Origin of the sequence: Pseudomonas sp. DD1, assembly GCF_044510355.1 — a bacterium.
Classification (GTDB): Bacteria; Pseudomonadota; Gammaproteobacteria; order Pseudomonadales; family Pseudomonadaceae; genus Aquipseudomonas; species Aquipseudomonas shahriarae.
On record NZ_MSAJ01000033.1, the window covers coordinates 137,923 to 154,616 of the forward strand.

18 protein-coding genes are annotated in these 16,694 nt (G+C 60.5%); 15 read left to right on the plus strand and 3 right to left on the minus strand.

The features are described 5' to 3' along the window. The first annotated feature begins 68 nt into the window (after window positions 1–68). The 12 genes from PSFL_RS19785 (at window position 69) to PSFL_RS19840 (ending at window position 9,967) form a co-directional block, all read left to right on the plus strand. A complete protein-coding gene (locus PSFL_RS19785) occupies window positions 69–884 on the plus strand; it encodes an ABC transporter substrate-binding protein (RefSeq protein ID WP_115128741.1) in 816 nt (271 codons plus the stop codon). A gap of 9 nt (window positions 885–893) precedes the next feature. Then, window positions 894–1,250, plus strand: coding sequence for a DUF4398 domain-containing protein (locus PSFL_RS19790; RefSeq protein ID WP_057439585.1), 357 nt, complete (start codon window positions 894–896; stop codon window positions 1,248–1,250). Continuing rightward, complete coding sequence (locus tag PSFL_RS19795) at window positions 1,247–2,050, plus strand: OmpA family protein (RefSeq protein ID WP_057960379.1); 804 nt, start codon at window positions 1,247–1,249, stop codon at window positions 2,048–2,050. Before PSFL_RS19790 ends, PSFL_RS19795 begins: the two co-directional genes overlap by 4 nt. Before the next feature lie 299 nt (window positions 2,051–2,349). Next, window positions 2,350–3,789 (plus strand): PLP-dependent aminotransferase family protein, encoded by a 1,440-nt coding sequence (locus PSFL_RS19800; RefSeq protein ID WP_057960378.1) that lies wholly within the window; start codon window positions 2,350–2,352, stop codon window positions 3,787–3,789. A 104-nt stretch (window positions 3,790–3,893) separates the two neighbouring features. Next, window positions 3,894–4,382: a hypothetical protein gene (locus PSFL_RS19805; RefSeq protein WP_057439583.1), complete on the plus strand. Its 489-nt coding sequence runs from the start codon at window positions 3,894–3,896 to the stop codon at window positions 4,380–4,382. Between the two features lie 160 nt (window positions 4,383–4,542). Further along, window positions 4,543–4,797, plus strand: a complete 255-nt coding sequence (locus PSFL_RS19810; protein WP_076961156.1) for a YkgJ family cysteine cluster protein — start codon at window positions 4,543–4,545, stop codon at window positions 4,795–4,797. Between the two features lie 41 nt (window positions 4,798–4,838). Then, window positions 4,839–5,447, plus strand: coding sequence for an START domain-containing protein (locus tag PSFL_RS19815; RefSeq protein ID WP_057439582.1), 609 nt, complete (start codon window positions 4,839–4,841; stop codon window positions 5,445–5,447). 103 nt (window positions 5,448–5,550) lie between these two features. Continuing rightward, on the plus strand, window positions 5,551–5,787 hold the full coding sequence (locus PSFL_RS19820) for a hypothetical protein (protein WP_225923814.1): 237 nt from the start codon (window positions 5,551–5,553) through the stop codon (window positions 5,785–5,787). A 211-nt stretch (window positions 5,788–5,998) separates the two neighbouring features. Beyond that, entirely contained in the window at window positions 5,999–6,340 is a 342-nt protein-coding gene (locus PSFL_RS19825; protein ID WP_029299641.1) for a ribonuclease E inhibitor RraB, read from the plus strand. Between the two features lie 462 nt (window positions 6,341–6,802). Continuing rightward, a complete protein-coding gene (locus tag PSFL_RS19830; protein ID WP_397470399.1) occupies window positions 6,803–8,212 on the plus strand; it encodes a circularly permuted type 2 ATP-grasp protein in 1,410 nt (469 codons plus the stop codon). 4 nt (window positions 8,213–8,216) lie between these two features. Further along, window positions 8,217–9,167 carry an alpha-E domain-containing protein gene (locus PSFL_RS19835; protein ID WP_057439581.1) on the plus strand — a complete coding sequence of 317 codons (951 nt, stop codon included), beginning with the start codon at window positions 8,217–8,219 and terminating at the stop codon, window positions 9,165–9,167. Further along, entirely contained in the window at window positions 9,164–9,967 is an 804-nt protein-coding gene (locus PSFL_RS19840; RefSeq protein WP_170059642.1) for a transglutaminase family protein, read from the plus strand. The genes PSFL_RS19835 and PSFL_RS19840 overlap by 4 nt, the downstream gene beginning before the upstream one ends. Before the next feature lie 39 nt (window positions 9,968–10,006). On the opposite strand, the gene PSFL_RS19845 is transcribed toward PSFL_RS19840, so the two are convergent. Beyond that, window positions 10,007–10,828 carry a c-type cytochrome gene (locus PSFL_RS19845; RefSeq protein ID WP_397470400.1) on the minus strand — a complete coding sequence of 274 codons (822 nt, stop codon included), beginning with the start codon at window positions 10,826–10,828 and terminating at the stop codon, window positions 10,007–10,009. A gap of 145 nt (window positions 10,829–10,973) precedes the next feature. Continuing rightward, window positions 10,974–11,183 (minus strand): hypothetical protein, encoded by a 210-nt coding sequence (locus PSFL_RS19850; RefSeq protein ID WP_169960798.1) that lies wholly within the window; start codon window positions 11,181–11,183, stop codon window positions 10,974–10,976. 303 nt (window positions 11,184–11,486) lie between these two features. Here PSFL_RS19850 and PSFL_RS19855 point away from each other — a divergent pair, with 303 nt between their 5' ends. The 3 genes from PSFL_RS19855 (at window position 11,487) to PSFL_RS19865 (ending at window position 15,673) form a co-directional block, all read left to right on the plus strand. Then, window positions 11,487–12,692, plus strand: coding sequence for an acetyl-CoA C-acetyltransferase (locus PSFL_RS19855; RefSeq protein WP_397470401.1), 1,206 nt, complete (start codon window positions 11,487–11,489; stop codon window positions 12,690–12,692). A 16-nt stretch (window positions 12,693–12,708) separates the two neighbouring features. Then, window positions 12,709–14,853, plus strand: a complete 2,145-nt coding sequence (locus PSFL_RS19860; protein WP_397470402.1) for a 3-hydroxyacyl-CoA dehydrogenase NAD-binding domain-containing protein — start codon at window positions 12,709–12,711, stop codon at window positions 14,851–14,853. Between the two features lie 97 nt (window positions 14,854–14,950). Next, a complete protein-coding gene (locus PSFL_RS19865) occupies window positions 14,951–15,673 on the plus strand; it encodes an amidotransferase (protein WP_057439578.1) in 723 nt (240 codons plus the stop codon). A gap of 24 nt (window positions 15,674–15,697) precedes the next feature. Here the strand turns inward: PSFL_RS19865 and PSFL_RS19870 are convergent, their stop codons facing one another. Beyond that, on the minus strand, window positions 15,698–16,669 hold the full coding sequence (locus tag PSFL_RS19870; RefSeq protein ID WP_115128735.1) for a magnesium and cobalt transport protein CorA: 972 nt from the start codon (window positions 16,667–16,669) through the stop codon (window positions 15,698–15,700). Between the last annotated feature and the right edge of the window lie 25 nt (window positions 16,670–16,694).

A 16,694-nucleotide genomic window follows, 5' to 3' on the forward strand; every position in this document is an offset into this window, starting at 1 on the left:
ACTTATAAAGAGCCCGGTCTTATGACCGGGTTTTTTTTTGCACGCCACTCTTGATCGGGAAACACGCCATGGAACTGCGTCGCTGGACTGTACTGCTGGGCCTGTCACTGCTGCCGACCGTGTCTATCGCGGCTGGCAAATGCGAGCGCCTGGTGGTGACCGGCAGCCCGGATGCGCCGCCCTACCTGTGGCGTGACCCCCAAGCCCCCACCCACCTGATCGGCGCGAATGCCGATGTGTTGCAACAAGTGGCCAAGGAACTGGGGCTGAAAATCGACCTGCTGTACGGCGGCAAGCGTTCCCTGGCCCTTGAAGAAGTGCGCAGCGGGCGTATGGACATGCTGCTCGACGCGCCGCTGAACGTCAGCGAACTGGAGACCCTGGACTACATCCACCCGGCGCTGATGCAGGCCGATTACCGGGTGTGGACCCGCGTCGACTCGCCCCTGGTCTACGCCAGCGCGGCCGATTTGCATGGCCACAAAGGTGCGGTCTCGGAGCGGGCGCGCCTGTCCCCTGAGTTTGAAACCTTTGCCAGCGAGCACCTGACCCTGGAACGCGTGCCAACCCTGACCCCGGCCTTGCAGAAACTGTTGCTGGGTGAAGTGGACTACGTGCTGGCGGGACGTTACTCCGGCATGGCCATGGCCCAGACCCTGGGGATGAGCAAAGACTTGCTGGCCCGTGAGCTGCCGATTGATCAGCCGGGGCTGTTCCTGGCGATTTCCCACAACTCTGCCTGCAATGATCCGTGGTTGCGCGGACAGCTCGCGAAAAAGATGACAGAATTGGCCGCGTCCGGTCTGACGGAAGCCGCGTTGCAGCGCAATATCGAACGCTGGAAGACGCAGTTGCAGCAACCCGTCGGTACCCCAACAAAGTAGGGATTTTTAGTGACTATTCGACCTCTTTTCGCCGCCCTCGCCGTAGTAACGCTGGCGGGCTGTGCCGCAGATCCTGCGCCGAATGAGCAAATGCGCCTGACCCAGCAAGCCCTGGAGCAAGCCGCCGCCGTGGGGGCCGTTGCTGACGACGTGCCCGAGTTGAAACTCGCCGAAACGAAGCTGGCCCAGGCCAAGGCCGATATGGCGGATGAATCCTACAAGGATGCCCGCATGCTGGCTGAACAGGCCGAACTGGATGCCCGCCTGGCAGAGGCACGGGTGCTGACGCAAAAAAGCCAGGAACAGTTGAATGTCCTCGACACCCGTATCACCCGCCTGCGCAAACAGCTGGGAGATGCCCAATGAACCGTCTGACCTGTGGGCTGCTATTGAGCAGCTTGGTGCTCGGCGGCTGTGCCAGCCACCCCAATAGCGACACTGCGTTGCAACAGGCCGGCAGCGACTTCCAGAAGGTCAAGGAAGACTCCAATGTATTGCGTATCGCGCCCAAGGACGTGATCCGCGCCGGTGAGTCCCTGGCCCGCGCCGACCGTCTGTCCAGCTACTGGGGCAGTGGTGGCGACGTGGTGCATTACGCCTACCTGAGCCAGCGCTACAGCGCGATTGCCCGGGAACATACGCAACTGGTGCTCAACGAAGAACGTGCCGCCAAACGCGAACTGGAGCGCCAACGCCTGCAACTGGCGCTGCGCGAGGCCAAATTGTTGAGCGTGCAACAACAGGGCAAGTGGCTCGAAGAGCAGATCGCCAGCCTGACCACCACCCAGACCGATCGTGGCCTGGTGATGACCCTGGGCGATGTGCTGTTCGACACCGGCCAGGCCGAACTGAAAAACTCCGCCAACCGTACAGTGCTGAAGATCGTGCAATTCCTGCAACTGAACCCCAAGCGCGTAGTGCGGATCGAGGGCTATACCGACAGTACCGGCGGCGAGCAGGAAAACCTCAAACTGTCCCGTGACCGGGCACAGGCCGTGGCGGACGTACTGGTTGACCTGGGCATTGATGACAAACGCATCCAGGTGGAAGGTTATGGCGATCAGTACCCGGTGGAAGTGAATGCTTCCGAACGGGGGCGGGCGCAGAACCGGCGTGTGGAGATTGTCTTCTCCGATGACAAGGGCCAGCTCGGCGCCGCGCGCTGAACCTCAGTTCTTGTGGGCGCCGACTTGCCTGCGATACAGGCGACGCGGACTTTCAACTGAACCGTAGCGATGCCATTGCAGGCAAGCCAGCTCCCACAGGGAATAGGCTGTGTGTCTCGCCCCGTAACCCGATCCTCGATCGGGTTTTTCATGCCCGCCATTGCGTGCTCAACCCCTACAGTTTTTTCTATCACTGCCGCCCGTCCTCGACTATTGTGGCAACTGTCCCCGTACACTTCTAAACTGTGCCGGTATGTTTCACACAAAAATAAAATACCCGTGAAATCGAGTGCTGCGTCATGACCAATCTCTTGCTTTACCAACGTATCGCCCAGCAATTGGCTGAAGATATCCGGCGCGGTGTCTATCAACCGGGTGAGCGCGTGCCTTCGGTGCGCAAGATGAGCTCCCAGCTCAATGTCAGTCATGCCACGGTGTTGCAGGCCTACGCCAATCTTGAGGATCAGGGGTTGATCCGCGCGCGGCCGCAGTCCGGGTATTACGTGCACCAGACCCCGGCCCTGACCGCACCGACGCCGGATATTGCGCGGGTCGAGCGCCCGGGCCTGGTCACACGCAGCAGTATCATTCAACAGGTCTTGGTCGAGTCCCGTCGTGAAGGGGTGTTCCCGCTCGGCGCCGCCGTGCCCAGTGTCGATTACCTGCCGGTACGCGCGCTGCACCAGCAACTGGCCAAGGTCACGCGCTTCCAGAGCCCACGGGCGTTCAGCTATATGTTCAGCCCGGGCTTTGAGCCGTTGCGGCGCCAGGTTGCGATTCGCATGCGCGATGCCGGTGTGGTGGTCGACCCGTCCGAAGTGGTGATCACCCACGGGTGTGTCGATGCGTTGCAGATGTCCTTGCGCGTGCTGACCCGTCCCGGCGACCTGATCGCCGCCGAGTCCCCCACCTATTACGGCCTCCTGCAACTGGCGGACTTGCTCGGCCTCAAGGTCATCGAGATCCCCAGCGACCCGGCCACCGGCATGAGCCTGGAGGCTCTGCAACTGGCGGCCAACCAATGGTCGATCAAGGCCCTGGTGCTGACCACGCGCCTGAGCAATCCCCTGGGCGGCACCATGCCCGAAGAGCGGCAGAAACAGTTGCTGCGCCTGGCCTCGGATTTCGATATCCAGATTGTTGAAGATGATATCTACGGCGAATTGATGTTCGAATTGGGGCGCACCAAGGCCCTCAAGGCGTATGACCGCCTGGACCGGGTGATCTACTGCTCGAGTTTTTCCAAGACCCTGTCCCCCGGCGTGCGCATCGGCTGGATGATTGCCGGCAAATACCAGCAGGAGATCCAGCGCCTGCAGATGTTCAGCACCCACTCGGCGTGCAGCGTCACGCAGATGGGGGTGGCGGCGTACCTGGAGAACGGCGGTTACGACCGGCACCTGCGCTACATTCGCCAGGAATACCGCAAGAACCTCAGCGCCTTCCAGTTGGCGGTGCAGCAGTATTTCCCTGAAGGCACGCAGATGAGCCGACCGACCGGCGGTTTTATCCTGTGGGTCAGCCTGCCGGGCAGGGTCAACACCCAGGAACTGCACGTGCGCGCTCTGCAGCAGGGCATCAGCATTGCGCCGGGGCTGATCTTCAGTAATACAGAACAGTTCAACCACTGTATCCGGCTTAATTGCGGTACCCCGTGGAACCGTGAAGCCGAGCGCGCCTTGATGACCCTGGGCATGCTGGCCAACCAGTTGTGCCAGGAGGCGGCGAGCGGGTTTTGAAGGGCCAAAGACGGGCATGAACGGTAGGTGGCTAATCACCGCGCTTGTCATGCTGCGCTCAACAAGCGAGCATATGGCCTTCTGCCGTTAATGCTGTAGGCGATATGACTTATATTTTTCCTGCCGCGCTGTTGATCTGTCTGGCGGGCCTGTGCAACGCCACGCCTGTACTGGCAGCACCTGCCAGTGCGCCGATCGTGCTGGCAGCCGCTGAACAAAAGCCGGCCCCGGCTAAAAAAACGGTCCAGGCGAAAAAGCCCGCCCCGGTTAAAAAAACCGCCAAGGTGAAAAAGCGCGCACCTACCGCCAGCAAATCCAAGTCGGCCCGTGAAGTGGCCCAGACCAAGCTGGCGCCTGCACAACTGGACCTCAGTCTGCCCCAGGAAATGGTCCGCCATCTGCAGCCCCTTGGCACCATGCCGCAACCTAGAAACGTACCGTTGTTGCCGCCGATGTTTGATGAGAAGCCGGTCGATAACAGTGCATTCCAGATCAACGGGCGCTTGCTCAGCAATGAAATGCAGTTGCAAATGCGCAATGAAGAGCGGCGCGACGTTGAAGGCGCGGCTCTGGATTTTGAATTCAAGAATTAATCTTCCTCGCAAAGTGACCTGATCCACTGACCTTCTGTCGCAGACTGGTCGGTCACTTTTGTTTTCTGCGAAAAACCCCTGTTAGACCATTTTAAAACGGATGTTTTAGGGCGTACTCTAGCCCGGCCATCAACACTATGTCGTCGAGGACCTGTTGGTCATGAAATGCCGTGAAGGCTGTGGCGCCTGCTGTATAGCCCCCTCCATCAGTTCGCCGTTGCCCGGTATGCCTAATGGCAAACCCGCAGGCGAACGCTGCCTGCATCTGTCGGTCGAACAGCTGTGCCAATTGTTTGGCCAGCCGGAGCGGCCTGCGGTGTGCGGTGCCTTTGCGGCAGATCTTGAGGTCTGTGGTAGTAGCCAGGAAGAAGCGATCAGGTTGATCGGCTGGTGGGAGCAGATGACGGCGGCTTAGTGGGCTTTAATGTCAGAACTTCAACAATAAGGAATACACCAATGGGTTCGCTGAAACGAATGGCTGTGTTGTGCGGTTTTACGGTGTTGTTTGCGGCTGCTGCACAGGCAGAAGAGTGGCAGGTTGCCAAGGATGAAGAAGGCATCAAAGTTGCCTTGAGTGAAGTGGCTGGCTCCAAGTACAAGGCTTATCGCGGCGTTACTGTGATCAAGGCGCCATTGGCCAAGGTCCAGGCCCTGCAGGACGATGTCGTCGGTGCCTGTAAGTGGATTCACGAATGCAAGTCGCAGAAGTTGCTCAAGAAGGAAGGCGACAAGAGCTGGACCTACACCCAGTTCAAGGCGCCGTTCCCGGTGACCGATCGTGACTCGATCCTGGAAATCACCACCACCCAGGCTGCCGATGGCAGCGTGACCCGCAAGCTGCTGGAAGTACCCACCTATCTGCCGGAAGAGAAGGGTTATGTGCGTGTGGCCCAGGTAGAAGGCTTCTGGAAACTGGTGCCCAAAGGTGCCGACCAGACCGAAGTGACCTACCAGGTCCACACCGAGCCAGGCGGCAGCGTGCCTTCCTGGTTGGCCAACAAGTTTGTGGTTGAAGCCCCCTTCAACACCTTGAAAGCCCTCAAGGCAGCGGCCGAGAAGCCGTAAGCCCAACCGATCAGGTGCCTCCTGCCTTGAGTGGAACGATCGCCGGGCCCTCAAGGTCCAGATAGGTATAAGCCCATCCATGGGCTTTATCGAGGAGGCACTGATGCAAAACTGGCAAGTTACCTTCGTTGATGATCACGGCGTGCAGTCCGTGGAGCAGTTCAGCTGCGCGCAAAAGCCCAGCCTCGAAGTCGCCGCACAGATGATTCGCGCCAAATTACTGCCCATCCCCGCCAAACTGGACCTCAATGACCTGGACGGTCGCATCGCCGAACCGACGGTGAAAAGCCTGAAGGATCAGAACAGTATCCAGATCCTCGACATCTCTCCCGCCCCCTGAATATTCCCTGTACGTTGTTAAAGCGCTGCTGGTGGAGCTGATAGCTTCGCGCTACTCTGCAAGGGAGATCAGCGAATGAATCGCTAAGGTCTGGTCTTGTCAGCTACATGCTTGTTTTCCTGCGGTGATGTCATTGCCGTCTACCTGCGCTGTTCACGCGCAGGCCCTGGGAAGCACGGAAAGTCTATCCATCGGTTCAGGAGGACGTTTCATGAGCACAGCCTATCAAGAAGACATCAGCACCCACGTGTTACGCCGCATGAAAGAGGGCGGCTTTGACTTTTCACGTTTCCACCCCATCGAGTTCTACGCCATTTTCCCGGACGAGGAACGTGCGCGCCGGGCTGCGGGTCGGTTTCGTGGCGAGTCGATCAATGCCCAGGTCAGTGCGCGGGATGATGGCGCCTGGTTCCTGGAATTAAGCAAAGTTATGTTCGCCACCTATGACGGTATAGGTGATTTCGAGCAGGACTTTGAGGCGGTAGTCGAGCCCTTGGGCGGGATTATCGAAGGATGGGGTGTGAAGCACGAGGTTCGTGGGTTACCCATGTAGTCGCATGATCAATAAAGCAGCGTATCGGCTGACCCTTGGGTCGGCCGATTTTGTTTGTGGCGCGGCAAAGTACTTGGAACTTATTGCGAAAAATCCTCCACAAAAAAAAGGCCACCCGAGCAGGGTGGCCAAAAGGGAAGACCGGAAAGAAGGGGAACCGGTCGGTACTTGCACGAGCAAATTACCGGCGGTGCTGTGGGGATGCTGTAGGACGAATCCTGTTCAGCGAATGTGGGTGATTATCCGCAGGCTTTCCCGGGCAGTGAAATCAACTCTGACTATGCTGGTGATAGGCAATGCCTGCGTCGCTTTGAAGCGCGCGTGGCAACGCTTGGGCGTTAACTGCACCAGGACGGTGCGTAGCAGCCTTTTAATGTATCCAACTGATTGATACTTAAGTGTTTATGCCGCTGGCACGGGCCTTGCGACAGTCCGTTGCGTCCGGGTGACAAGGAGTTCGGCATGATCCGCACTTATTACGATGAAATGTACGATGAGGTCGGCCAGGTCCGGCCTCACTATCGCGAGTTTGCCCGCTGGCTGGCTGAAACCCCGACCGAACTGCTGGCCCAGCGCCGCCGTGAAGCGGATCTGCTGTTTCACCGCGCCGGTATCACCTTCACCCTGTACGGCGACGAACAGGGCACCGAGCGCCTGATTCCCTTCGATACCATCCCGCGCAGCATTCCCGCCAGTGAGTGGCGGGTGGTCGAACGTGGCTGTATTCAGCGGGTCAAGGCATTGAACCTGTTCCTCGCCGACCTGTATCACGACCAACGGATTATCAAGGCCGGGATTATTCCTGCCGAGCAAGTGTTGGCCAATGAGCAATACCAACTGGCGATGCAGGGCCTGGACCTGCACCGTGGTCTCTATTCCCAAGTCTCTGGGGTCGATCTGGTACGGGATGGCGACGGCACGTACTACGTGCTGGAAGACAACCTGCGCACCCCCAGCGGTGTGAGCTACATGCTCGAAGACCGCAAGATGATGATGCGCCTGTTCCCTGAACTGTTCGCCGCCCAACGCATCGCGCCGATCGACCATTACCCCAACCTGCTGCTCGACACCCTGAAAAGTTCCAGCCCGCTGGACAACCCCAGTGTGGTGGTACTGACGCCAGGGCGGTTCAACAGTGCGTTTTTCGAACATGCGTTTCTCGCCCGGGAAATGGGTGTGGAACTGGTGGAGGGCGCCGACCTGTTCGTGCGTGACGACCGGGTATTCATGCGCACCACCGACGGGCCCAAGGCGGTGGACGTGATCTACCGGCGTCTCGACGATGCCTACCTCGACCCGTTGGCCTTCAACCCGGAGTCGATGCTCGGCGTGCCGGGCCTGCTGGCCGCCTATCGCTCGGGTAATGTGGTGCTGGCCAATGCCATTGGCACCGGGGTGGCGGATGACAAATCGGTGTATCCCTTCGTCACCGACATGATCCGCTTTTACCTGGATGAAGAACCCATTCTGAAGAACGTTCCGACGTTCCAGTGCCGCAAGCCTGACGAGCTGTCCCATGTACTGGCCAATTTGCCAGAGCTGGTGGTCAAGGAAACCCAGGGCTCCGGTGGCTACGGCATGCTGGTCGGGCCTGCCGCCACGGCCGCCGAGATCGAAGCCTTTCGCGCACGGATCAAGGCCAAGCCCCATGCCTACATTGCCCAGCCGACCCTGTGCCTGTCGACGTGCCCGACCTTTGTCGAAAACGGCATCGCACCGCGGCATATCGACCTGCGGCCGTTCGTCTTGTCGGGCAAGGAAACCCGCGTGGTGCCGGGCGGGCTGACCCGTGTCGCGCTGCGTGAAGGCTCGCTGGTGGTCAACTCGTCCCAGGGCGGCGGCACCAAAGACACCTGGGTGGTGGAGGATTGAAGCCATGTTGAGCAGAACTGCCTCGGATTTATATTGGATGTCGCGCTATCTGGAGCGCGCGGAAAACCTCGCGCGCATGCTGGATGTCAGCTATTCGCTGTCGCTGATGCCCCAGGATGGACGCGGCGATGGCCTGCACGAACTGGCCATGCCCCTGCTGATCACCGGCACCCTGGACGACTATCACGCGCGTCACGGCGAATTGCATGCCGAGCGGTTGTTGCACTTCTTTGCCCTGGACGCCGCCAATCCGGCGAGCATCTACAGTTGCCTGGGTGCCGCCCGCGCCAGTGCCCATGCCGTGCGTGGGCGAATCACCGCCGACATGTGGGAAAACATCAACGCCACCTGGCTGGATATTCGCGTCATCGCCCAGGAAGGCCTGAGCCGTTATGGCATGAGCCGTTTCTGCGAATGGGTCAAGGAACGCTCCCACCTGTTTCGCGGCGCCACCTACGGCACCATCATGCGCAACGACGCTTTTCGCTTTATTCGCCTGGGCACCTTTATCGAACGGGCGGACAACACTTTGCGCCTGTTGGATGCCCGCTACGAGATGGCCGGCGACCAGGCCGAAGTGGTGATTGATGGCACCGCCCACGCCTACTACCAATGGAGTGCGCTATTGCGGGCCTTGTCGTCGTTCGAGGCCTACACCGAAATCTACCGTGATGCCCCCGGCGCTCGTCAGGTGGCCGAACTGTTGCTGCTGCGTGCCGATGTGCCGCGCTCTTTGCGCGCGTGCAGCGAAGAAATCGACCAGATCCTCGCCAGCCTGCCCGGCCTCAACGGCCGCCCGGCGCAGCGCCTGGCCGCCGAGATGGACGCGCGCCTGCGCTTTACCGCGATTGACGAAATCCTCGAGGAAGGCCTGCACGCCTGGCTGACCGACTTCATCCCCCTGGTGCGCCAGTTGGGTAACGCCATTCATCATTCCTACCTGGAGGCGGCATGAGACTTTCCATCAGCCACGAAACCACCTACCGCTATGAAGACCAGGTGCGCGCCAGCATCCAGTACCTGCGCCTGACCCCTCACGACAGCGAGCGTCAGCATGTGCTCAGTTGGCAACTGGATCTGCCGCGTCCGGTACGGGCCCAGTTGGACCCGTTCGGCAATATCCTGCATGTGCTGACCCTGGATGAGCCCCATGAATCAATCATCATCGGCGCCCGGGGCCAGGTGGATATCGACGAGTGGCGCGAGGCCGAGCATGACAGCCAGTCGCCATTTCCTTTCCAGCGTTGCACGCGCCTGACCGAGCCGGACGAGGCCCTGCGCGCCTTTGCCGAGCAGCACTGCGGCAAGCGCCGGGATCGCAATGCCCTGATTGACCTGATGCACGCCCTCAACCAGCACATCGCCTATGTGCCGGGCGCCACCCAAGTGGAGACCAGCGCGGCCGAGGCGTTCGCCGGGCGGGCCGGAGTTTGTCAGGATCATGCCCACGCCTTCCTGGCCTGCGCGCGCAGCCTGGGGATCGCCACACGTTATGTGTCGGGGTATTTGTACAGCGAGGACAGTGAACACCTGGCCAGCCACGCCTGGGCCGAAGCCTGGCTGGATGACGCCTGGTACAGCTTCGATGTGACCAACCAGTTGGCGCGCCCGGAGCGGCATTTGAAACTGGCAGTGGGCCTGGATTACCTCGATGCATGCCCGGTGCGCGGCATGCGCCGTGGCGGCGGGCACGAGCAGATGCATGCCAGGGTATTTGTGGCACCGAGCCCGGTGATTCTGGTGCAGCAGCAATAATCCCCGCCGCATCCTGCTGAAGCCGGCTAGCCGGCTCTATCAGTGCGCGTCGGTTTTGCGCGTGGCCATATGCTTCAAATACCCTACCAGCAACTCCAGGTCGGCATCCGGCAACACGCTGGCGGCAAACGCTGGCATTTTGGCTTGCGGCCAATGCCTCAGGCTCTGGGGATCACGGATATAACGCTTGAGGAAGTCGCCGCCGAAATACTCGGTCGGGCTGTAGGGCAGATTCAGATCCGGCCCTACCTGCGCGTCACCCGCGCCGTTTAGACGATGACAGGCCAGGCAGTTTTTCTGAAACAGGGCAAACCCCTGGTTGATCGGGTCATTCACCGCCAGCGCCGGGTCCGGCAGCAGCGCCGGGAAGCGTTCGGCAACGGTTCTCAGCTGTTTGATCGTCGAGATCTGAAATGGCCATTGTTCCGGGCTGATCCCGCTCGCCTGGGGCCGGGTCCATACCAGATAGAACGGCCCAGCACTGGGTTTGCCAGTGGCCAGTGGCGGCCAAGGATGAACCGGATCTTCCACCGCCAGCCACGCCTGGGCGCCGCTTTGCTGAAGCAGCGGTGCGGCGGCCAGTTCGGCGGCAAAACCATCCAGCGCCACCGCCTGCACATGGTTATGCGCCAGCAGGCCCGGTAAGAGTGCGGCCAGCGGCACCGCGCGATAGGTCATAGTGCGCTTGTAGGAAACGTCATCGACGATCTGCACGGTCTGCGCAGCCGGGTGCTTGAGCAGGTCAGCGGTTTGCCACGTGGTGCGGCTGTGATCTAGCTCGATGGTCAACGAGGCGGCGCTGGCGGGGTAGGCCAGGATCAGCAGCAACAGAACGATAAGGTGTTTCAAGGCAGGGCCCATCCGGCAATGGCGATAGGGTCTCAGGATACCGGACAACCACCACCAAACCGCAGGCAAAAAAGGCAGCCCCGGTTACGGGAACGCTCTAGGCGGTTTCCCGGACGGTGCTGCCAAAAGCTTGAGTATTCAGGTGTGATCGGCCCGCTCAACCAATGATCTTGGTCAGGTTGGGCAAAATCAGAATTAGTGTGGTGGCGAAGAGAATAAGCCCCGCCTGGCGAACTTTCGATTGTTTGAACATGGCTGACTGCCTTTTGTTGTTATTCCTGAGCCAAGCACCATCATTGGCTACATTAAGCCGGCTAGATGGCATTTTTCTTACAGCTGCTCCAGCAAGACCCGGCAGCAGCGTCATACACTTCTTACTGATTCAACCTTAGAGCCCTTGTCGGGCTTGACTTAGAACGCTTTCGTATCAAGTTATATTGAAAGCCGTTTAAAAAAGCATGAGGCATATAGCCATCTGCGCCCCAGCCCCTTGGCTAGACAGCTAAAACGATTAACCCGGTGTTTCCGATAGTCTCCTACCGTTCGTCTGAGCGTGGTCGTCAAGGTCAATGAGCGCATCGGTCATTGAATCTGCCCTCGCGGCGCTTAAGGTAAGGGCACGGTCGGCTCTCCCCTTGAGAGCTCCATTGCACAGTGGTTCGAGGACGTCATGACCCAAGCTTTGATCTTTGATGCGATACGTACGCCCCGGGGCAAAGGCAAGGCCGATGGCGCCTTGCACAGCGTCAAGCCGGTGAACCTGCTGGCCGGCTTGCTCACCGCCCTGCAACAGCGCAGCGACCTGGACACGCGCCAGGTGGATGACATCGTGCTCGGTTGCGTCACGCCGGTCGGGGATCAGGGCGCGGACATCGCCAAGACCGCCGCGCTGGTGGCCGACTGGGACGTCAGCGTCGCCGGTGTGCAGGTCAACCGCTTTTGCGCGTCGGGCCTGGAAGCGGTCAACCTCGGAGCGATGAAAGTGCGGTCTGGCTTCGAGGACCTGGTGGTGGTGGGCGGTGTCGAGTCCATGTCCCGCGTGCCCATGGGCAGTGACGGCGGTGCCTGGGTGCTGGACCCGCAGACCAATATGCACAGCCACTTCACGCCCCAGGGGATTGGCGCCGACCTGATTGCCACCCTGGAAGGCTTCTCCCGCGAAGATGTCGATGCCTTCGCCTTACACTCCCAGCAGAAAGCGGCGCGGGCCTGGTCAGAGGGTTCCTTCAAGAAATCCCTGATCCCGGTGCAGGACCAGAACGGGATCGTGTTGCTCGATCACGACGAATTTATCCGTGGCGACTCAACGCTTGAGGGCTTGGGCAAGCTCAAGCCGAGCTTCGAAATGATGGGGCAGATGGGCTTTGATGCCACGGCGTTGCGGGTCTACAGCCATGTCGAGCGCATCCAGCATGTGCACACACCGGGTAACAGCTCCGGGATTGTCGATGGCGCGGCCTTGATGCTGATCGGCTCCGAGGCCCGTGGTCGTGAACTGGGGCTGCATGCGCGTGCGCGCATCGTTGCCACGGCGGTGACCAGCACCGACCCGACCATCATGCTTACCGGCCCCGCGCCCGCCACTCGCAAGGCCCTGGCCAAGGCCGGCCTGCGGGTCGAGGACATCGACCTGTTCGAGGTCAACGAAGCCTTTGCCTCGGTGGTGCTCAAGTTCATCAAGGACATGGGCATCGACGCTGCCCGGGTCAACGTCAATGGCGGCTCGATTGCCATGGGCCACCCGCTGGGGGCCACGGGGTGCGCGATCCTCGGCACCTTGCTCGACGAACTGGAGGCGCGCCAGCAGCGCTACGGCCTGGCCACGCTCTGTGTGGGCGGCGGCATGGGTATCGCCACCATTATCGAACGCCTCTGAGCCTAAGGAATTTGTCATGACCGACGCCATTCGTTACGAAAAAGGCCAGGACCAGATCGTGGTGCTGACCCTCGACATGCCCGGCCAGAGTGCCAACACCATGAACGCGGCCTACCGCGAGGCCATGGCCGCCACCGTCGCGCGCCTGGACGCGGACAAGGACGCGATTGCCGGGGTCATTATTACCTCGGCGAAAAAAACCTTCTTTGCCGGCGGCGACCTCAATGAACTGATCAAAGTCGACAAGCCCCACGCCAAGGCGTTCTACGACATGGTCCTGGGCCTGAAGGCGCAACTGCGCAGCCTGGAAACCCTGGGCAAGCCGGTGGTGGCCGCGATCAACGGCGCGGCCCTCGGCGGTGGCTGGGAGTTATGCCTGGCGTGCCAGCACCGTGTGGCGCTGGATCACTCAGCCGTGCAGATCGGCTTGCCGGAAGTCACCCTCGGCCTGCTGCCGGGCGGCGGCGGGGTGGTGCGCATGGTGCGCATGCTGGGCCTGGAGAAGGCTTTGCCGTACCTGCTGGAAGGCAAGAAGATCAGCGCGCAAAAGGCTCTGCAGGCCGGTTTGATCGACGAATTGGCGGCGGATCGCGACGAACTGCTGGCCAAGTCCCGGGCCTGGATCCTGGCCAATCCGACGGCTAGGCAGCCTTGGGATATCAAGGGTTATCAGATCCCCGGTGGCACACCGTCCAATCCGAAAGTCGCGCAAATGCTCGCCATTGCGCCGTCGATCCTGCGCAGCAAAACCAATGGCTGCTTCCCCGCGCCGGAGAAAATCCTCTGTGCCGCGGTGGAAGGCGCCCAAGTGGACTTCGACACCGCACACCTGATCGAGACCCGCTATTTCACCGAACTCACCACCGGCCAGGTGGCGAAGAACATGATCGGCACCTTCTGGTTCCAGCTCAACGAAATCAACGCCGGTGGCTCACGCCCTGGGGGATTTGCGCCGTATGTCACACGCAAGGTCGGCATCCTCGGCGCCGGCATGATGGGCGCGGGGATTGCCTATACCAGCGCATCGGCGGGCGTGGAGGTGGTGCTCAAGGACGTCACGCTGGCAGCGGCAGAGAAGGGCAAGGCCCATTCGGCAGCGTTGCTGGACAAGAAGGTCAGCCGTGGGCAACTGACCCCTGAGCAGCGCGAAAGCACCCTGGCGCGGATCCATCCTACCGATAGCGATGCCGACCTGGCCGGTTGCGACCTGATCATCGAAGCCGTATTCGAAGACCGCGACCTCAAGGCCAAGGTCTCGGCCGCCGCCCAGCAGGTGGTAGGCGCTGACGCGGTGATCGCTTCCAACACGTCCACCTTGCCCATCAGCGGCCTGGCGAGCGCGGTGCCTGATCAAGGCAAGTTTATCGGTCTGCACTTCTTCAGCCCGGTGGAAAAAATGCCCCTGGTGGAAATCATCAAGGGCGCCAACACCAGCGACGAAACCCTGGCTCGTGGTTTTGATTTCGTACTGCAAATCAAGAAGACCCCGATTGTGGTGAATGACAGCCGCGGCTTCTTTACCTCACGGGTGTTCGGCACCTTCACCAATGAAGGCATTACCCTGCTCGGCGAAGGCGTGGCCGCGCCGATGATCGAGACCGAGGCGCGCAAGGCCGGGATGCCGATTGGCCCGCTGGCGATCTCTGACGAAGTTTCCCTCAGCCTGATGAGCCATATCCGCCAGCAGACAGCCAAGGACCTGCATGCCGAAGGCAAGGCACTTCCCGAGCATCCGGCGTTTGCAGTGATTGACCTGCTGCTCAATGAGTACAAGCGCCCAGGCAAGGCGGCGGGCGGTGGTTTCTACGAGTACCCCAATGGTGGCCAGAAATACCTGTGGCCAGAACTCAAGGTGCGCTTTGAAAAGCCGGGCCAACAGATTTGCGCCCAGGACGTGCGCGACCGCCTGCTGTTTATCCAGGCCATCGAAACGGTGCGGTGTGTGGAGGAGGGCGTGTTGATGTCCACTGCCGATGCCAATATCGGCTCGATCTTCGGTATCGGCTTTGCGGCCTGGACCGGCGGGGCGCTGCAGTTTATCAACCAGTATGGGCTGAACGACTTTGTGGCCCGGGCGCGTTACCTGGCCGAGCAGTATGGCGAGCGCTTCAGCCCGCCAGCGCTGTTGCTGGAAAAAGCCGCCCAGGGCACGACGTTCTAACCTCCCGACCGGGCACGGGTGGGGCTTGCCTTGAAAGGGTATTTCAAGGCAGGCTGGTGGGTGTGCGTTATTCCCATCACCGTGTCAGGTATTTTTTATGTCGCTACGCGTCTGCATTCTGGAAACCGATATCCTGCGTCCGGAACTGGTCGATCAATATCAAGGTTACGGGCAGATGTTCCAGCGCCTGTTTTCGCAGCAGCCGATTGCCGCCGAATTCGTCGTCTACAACGTCATGGAAGGTCACTATCCGGCGGACAGCGAAGTGTTCGACGCCTACCTGGTCACGGGCAGCAAGGCCGACTCCTTCGCTACCGACCCGTGGATCGAAACCCTCAAGGCCTACCTGTTGAACCGCTATGAGCGGGGCGACAAGCTGCTTGGCATCTGTTTCGGCCATCAACTGCTGGCGCTGCTGCTGGGCGGCAAGAGCGAGCGTGCGAGCCAGGGCTGGGGCGTGGGCACCCACAACTATCAATTGGCCGCCAAGGCACCGTGGATGAGCCCGGTGGTGGAAGAACTGACCCTGTTGATCAGTCATCAGGATCAGGTCACGGCATTGCCGGAAAACGCCACGGTGATCGCTTCCAGCGACTTTTGCCCGTTTGCTGCCTATCACATCAATGACCAGGTGCTGTGCTTCCAGGGCCACCCGGAATTTATCCACGACTACTCCCGGGCCTTGCTCGATATCCGCCAGCTCAACCTGGGCGAGCAGATCTATCAGCAAGGTGTCGCCAGCCTTGCACGCGACCACCACGGCGTGACCGTGGCGGAATGGATGATGCGTTTTGTGGCCCACAAGCCGCAGGTCGCCTGACTGTGAGCGGTCGGGGTGGGCAGGCTACAGCCACCCCGAGCGCTTGAAGCTGGCCCACAACCCCGTGCACCCCGTCGCGATAAACCCCAGCACCGCAAAGTAGCCGTAGTGCCATTGCAGCTCCGGCATATTCTGGAAGTTCATCCCGTAGATCCCGGCCACCGCCGTGGGGAAGGCGAGGATCGCCGCCCAGGCTGCAAACTTGCGCTGCACCACGCTCTGGCGCGAGGCTTCCAGCAGTACGCCGATCTCGATGGTCTGGCTGGCGATGTCGCGCAGGGTCGAAAGGTCTTCCATCTGCCGCGTGACGTGGATCTCCACATCGCGGAAGTACGGGCGCATGTTCTTGTCGATAAACGGGAAGTCCAGCTTCTGCAGTTCCTCGCTGATTTCCACCATCGGCGCCACATGCCGGCGCAGCCGCAGTACGTCGCGGCGCAGGCCATGCAGGTTCTGGATATCGCGCTCATTCAGGGAGTTGCACAACACGTTATGCTCCAGCGCGTCGATCTCGGCATGAATCGCCTCGCTCACCGGCTGGTAGTTTTCGGTGACAAAATCCAGCAGCGCATAGAGTACGAAATCCTCCCCGTGCTCCAGCAACAGCGGCCGCGCTTCACAGCGCTGGCGCACATAGCCGTAGGACGCCGAGTGGCCGTTGCGCGCGGTGATGATATAGCCTTTGCCGGCGAAGATATGGGTCTCGATAAACTCCAGCTTGCCCTCATGGCGCACCGGCGAGTAGGTCACGATAAACAGTGCGTCGCCAAAGGTTTCCAGCTTGGGGCGGCTGTGTTTTTCCAGGGCGTCTTCGATGGCCAGTTCATGCAGGTTGAACTGGCGTTGCAGGTTGGCCAGCTCCTGGGCGTCGGGCTCTTCCAGGCCGATCCACACAAAGTGACCGGGCTTGGCCGCCCAGGCGGCGCCTTCATCGAGGGTGATATTCTGGATTTTTTTCCCGGCGCTATAGACGGCCGCCGCAACAACTCTACCCATAATGCTGATCGCTTCTTTACAAGTG

Bases quoted from the DNA above. Each gene is read 5' to 3' on its own strand.
- PSFL_RS19785 (WP_115128741.1), top strand. From the start codon at position 69: ATGGAACTGCGTCGCTGGACTGTACTGCTGGGCCTGTCACTGCTGCCG.
- PSFL_RS19795 (WP_057960379.1), top strand. From the start codon at position 1,247: ATGAACCGTCTGACCTGTGGGCTGCTATTGAGCAGCTTGGTGCTCGGC.
- PSFL_RS19800 (WP_057960378.1), top strand. From the start codon at position 2,350: ATGACCAATCTCTTGCTTTACCAACGTATCGCCCAGCAATTGGCTGAA.
- PSFL_RS19805 (WP_057439583.1), top strand. From the start codon at position 3,894: ATGACTTATATTTTTCCTGCCGCGCTGTTGATCTGTCTGGCGGGCCTG.
- PSFL_RS19810 (WP_076961156.1), top strand. From the start codon at position 4,543: ATGAAATGCCGTGAAGGCTGTGGCGCCTGCTGTATAGCCCCCTCCATC.
- PSFL_RS19815 (WP_057439582.1), top strand. From the start codon at position 4,839: ATGGGTTCGCTGAAACGAATGGCTGTGTTGTGCGGTTTTACGGTGTTG.
- PSFL_RS19820 (WP_225923814.1), top strand. From the start codon at position 5,551: ATGCAAAACTGGCAAGTTACCTTCGTTGATGATCACGGCGTGCAGTCC.
- PSFL_RS19825 (WP_029299641.1), top strand. From the start codon at position 5,999: ATGAGCACAGCCTATCAAGAAGACATCAGCACCCACGTGTTACGCCGC.
- PSFL_RS19830 (WP_397470399.1), top strand. From the start codon at position 6,803: ATGATCCGCACTTATTACGATGAAATGTACGATGAGGTCGGCCAGGTC.
- PSFL_RS19835 (WP_057439581.1), top strand. From the start codon at position 8,217: ATGTTGAGCAGAACTGCCTCGGATTTATATTGGATGTCGCGCTATCTG.
- PSFL_RS19840 (WP_170059642.1), top strand. From the start codon at position 9,164: ATGAGACTTTCCATCAGCCACGAAACCACCTACCGCTATGAAGACCAG.
- PSFL_RS19845 (WP_397470400.1), bottom strand. From the start codon at position 10,828: ATGGGCCCTGCCTTGAAACACCTTATCGTTCTGTTGCTGCTGATCCTG.
- PSFL_RS19850 (WP_169960798.1), bottom strand. From the start codon at position 11,183: ATGACGCTGCTGCCGGGTCTTGCTGGAGCAGCTGTAAGAAAAATGCCA.
- PSFL_RS19855 (WP_397470401.1), top strand. From the start codon at position 11,487: ATGACCCAAGCTTTGATCTTTGATGCGATACGTACGCCCCGGGGCAAA.
- PSFL_RS19860 (WP_397470402.1), top strand. From the start codon at position 12,709: ATGACCGACGCCATTCGTTACGAAAAAGGCCAGGACCAGATCGTGGTG.
- PSFL_RS19865 (WP_057439578.1), top strand. From the start codon at position 14,951: ATGTCGCTACGCGTCTGCATTCTGGAAACCGATATCCTGCGTCCGGAA.
- PSFL_RS19870 (WP_115128735.1), bottom strand. From the start codon at position 16,669: ATGGGTAGAGTTGTTGCGGCGGCCGTCTATAGCGCCGGGAAAAAAATC.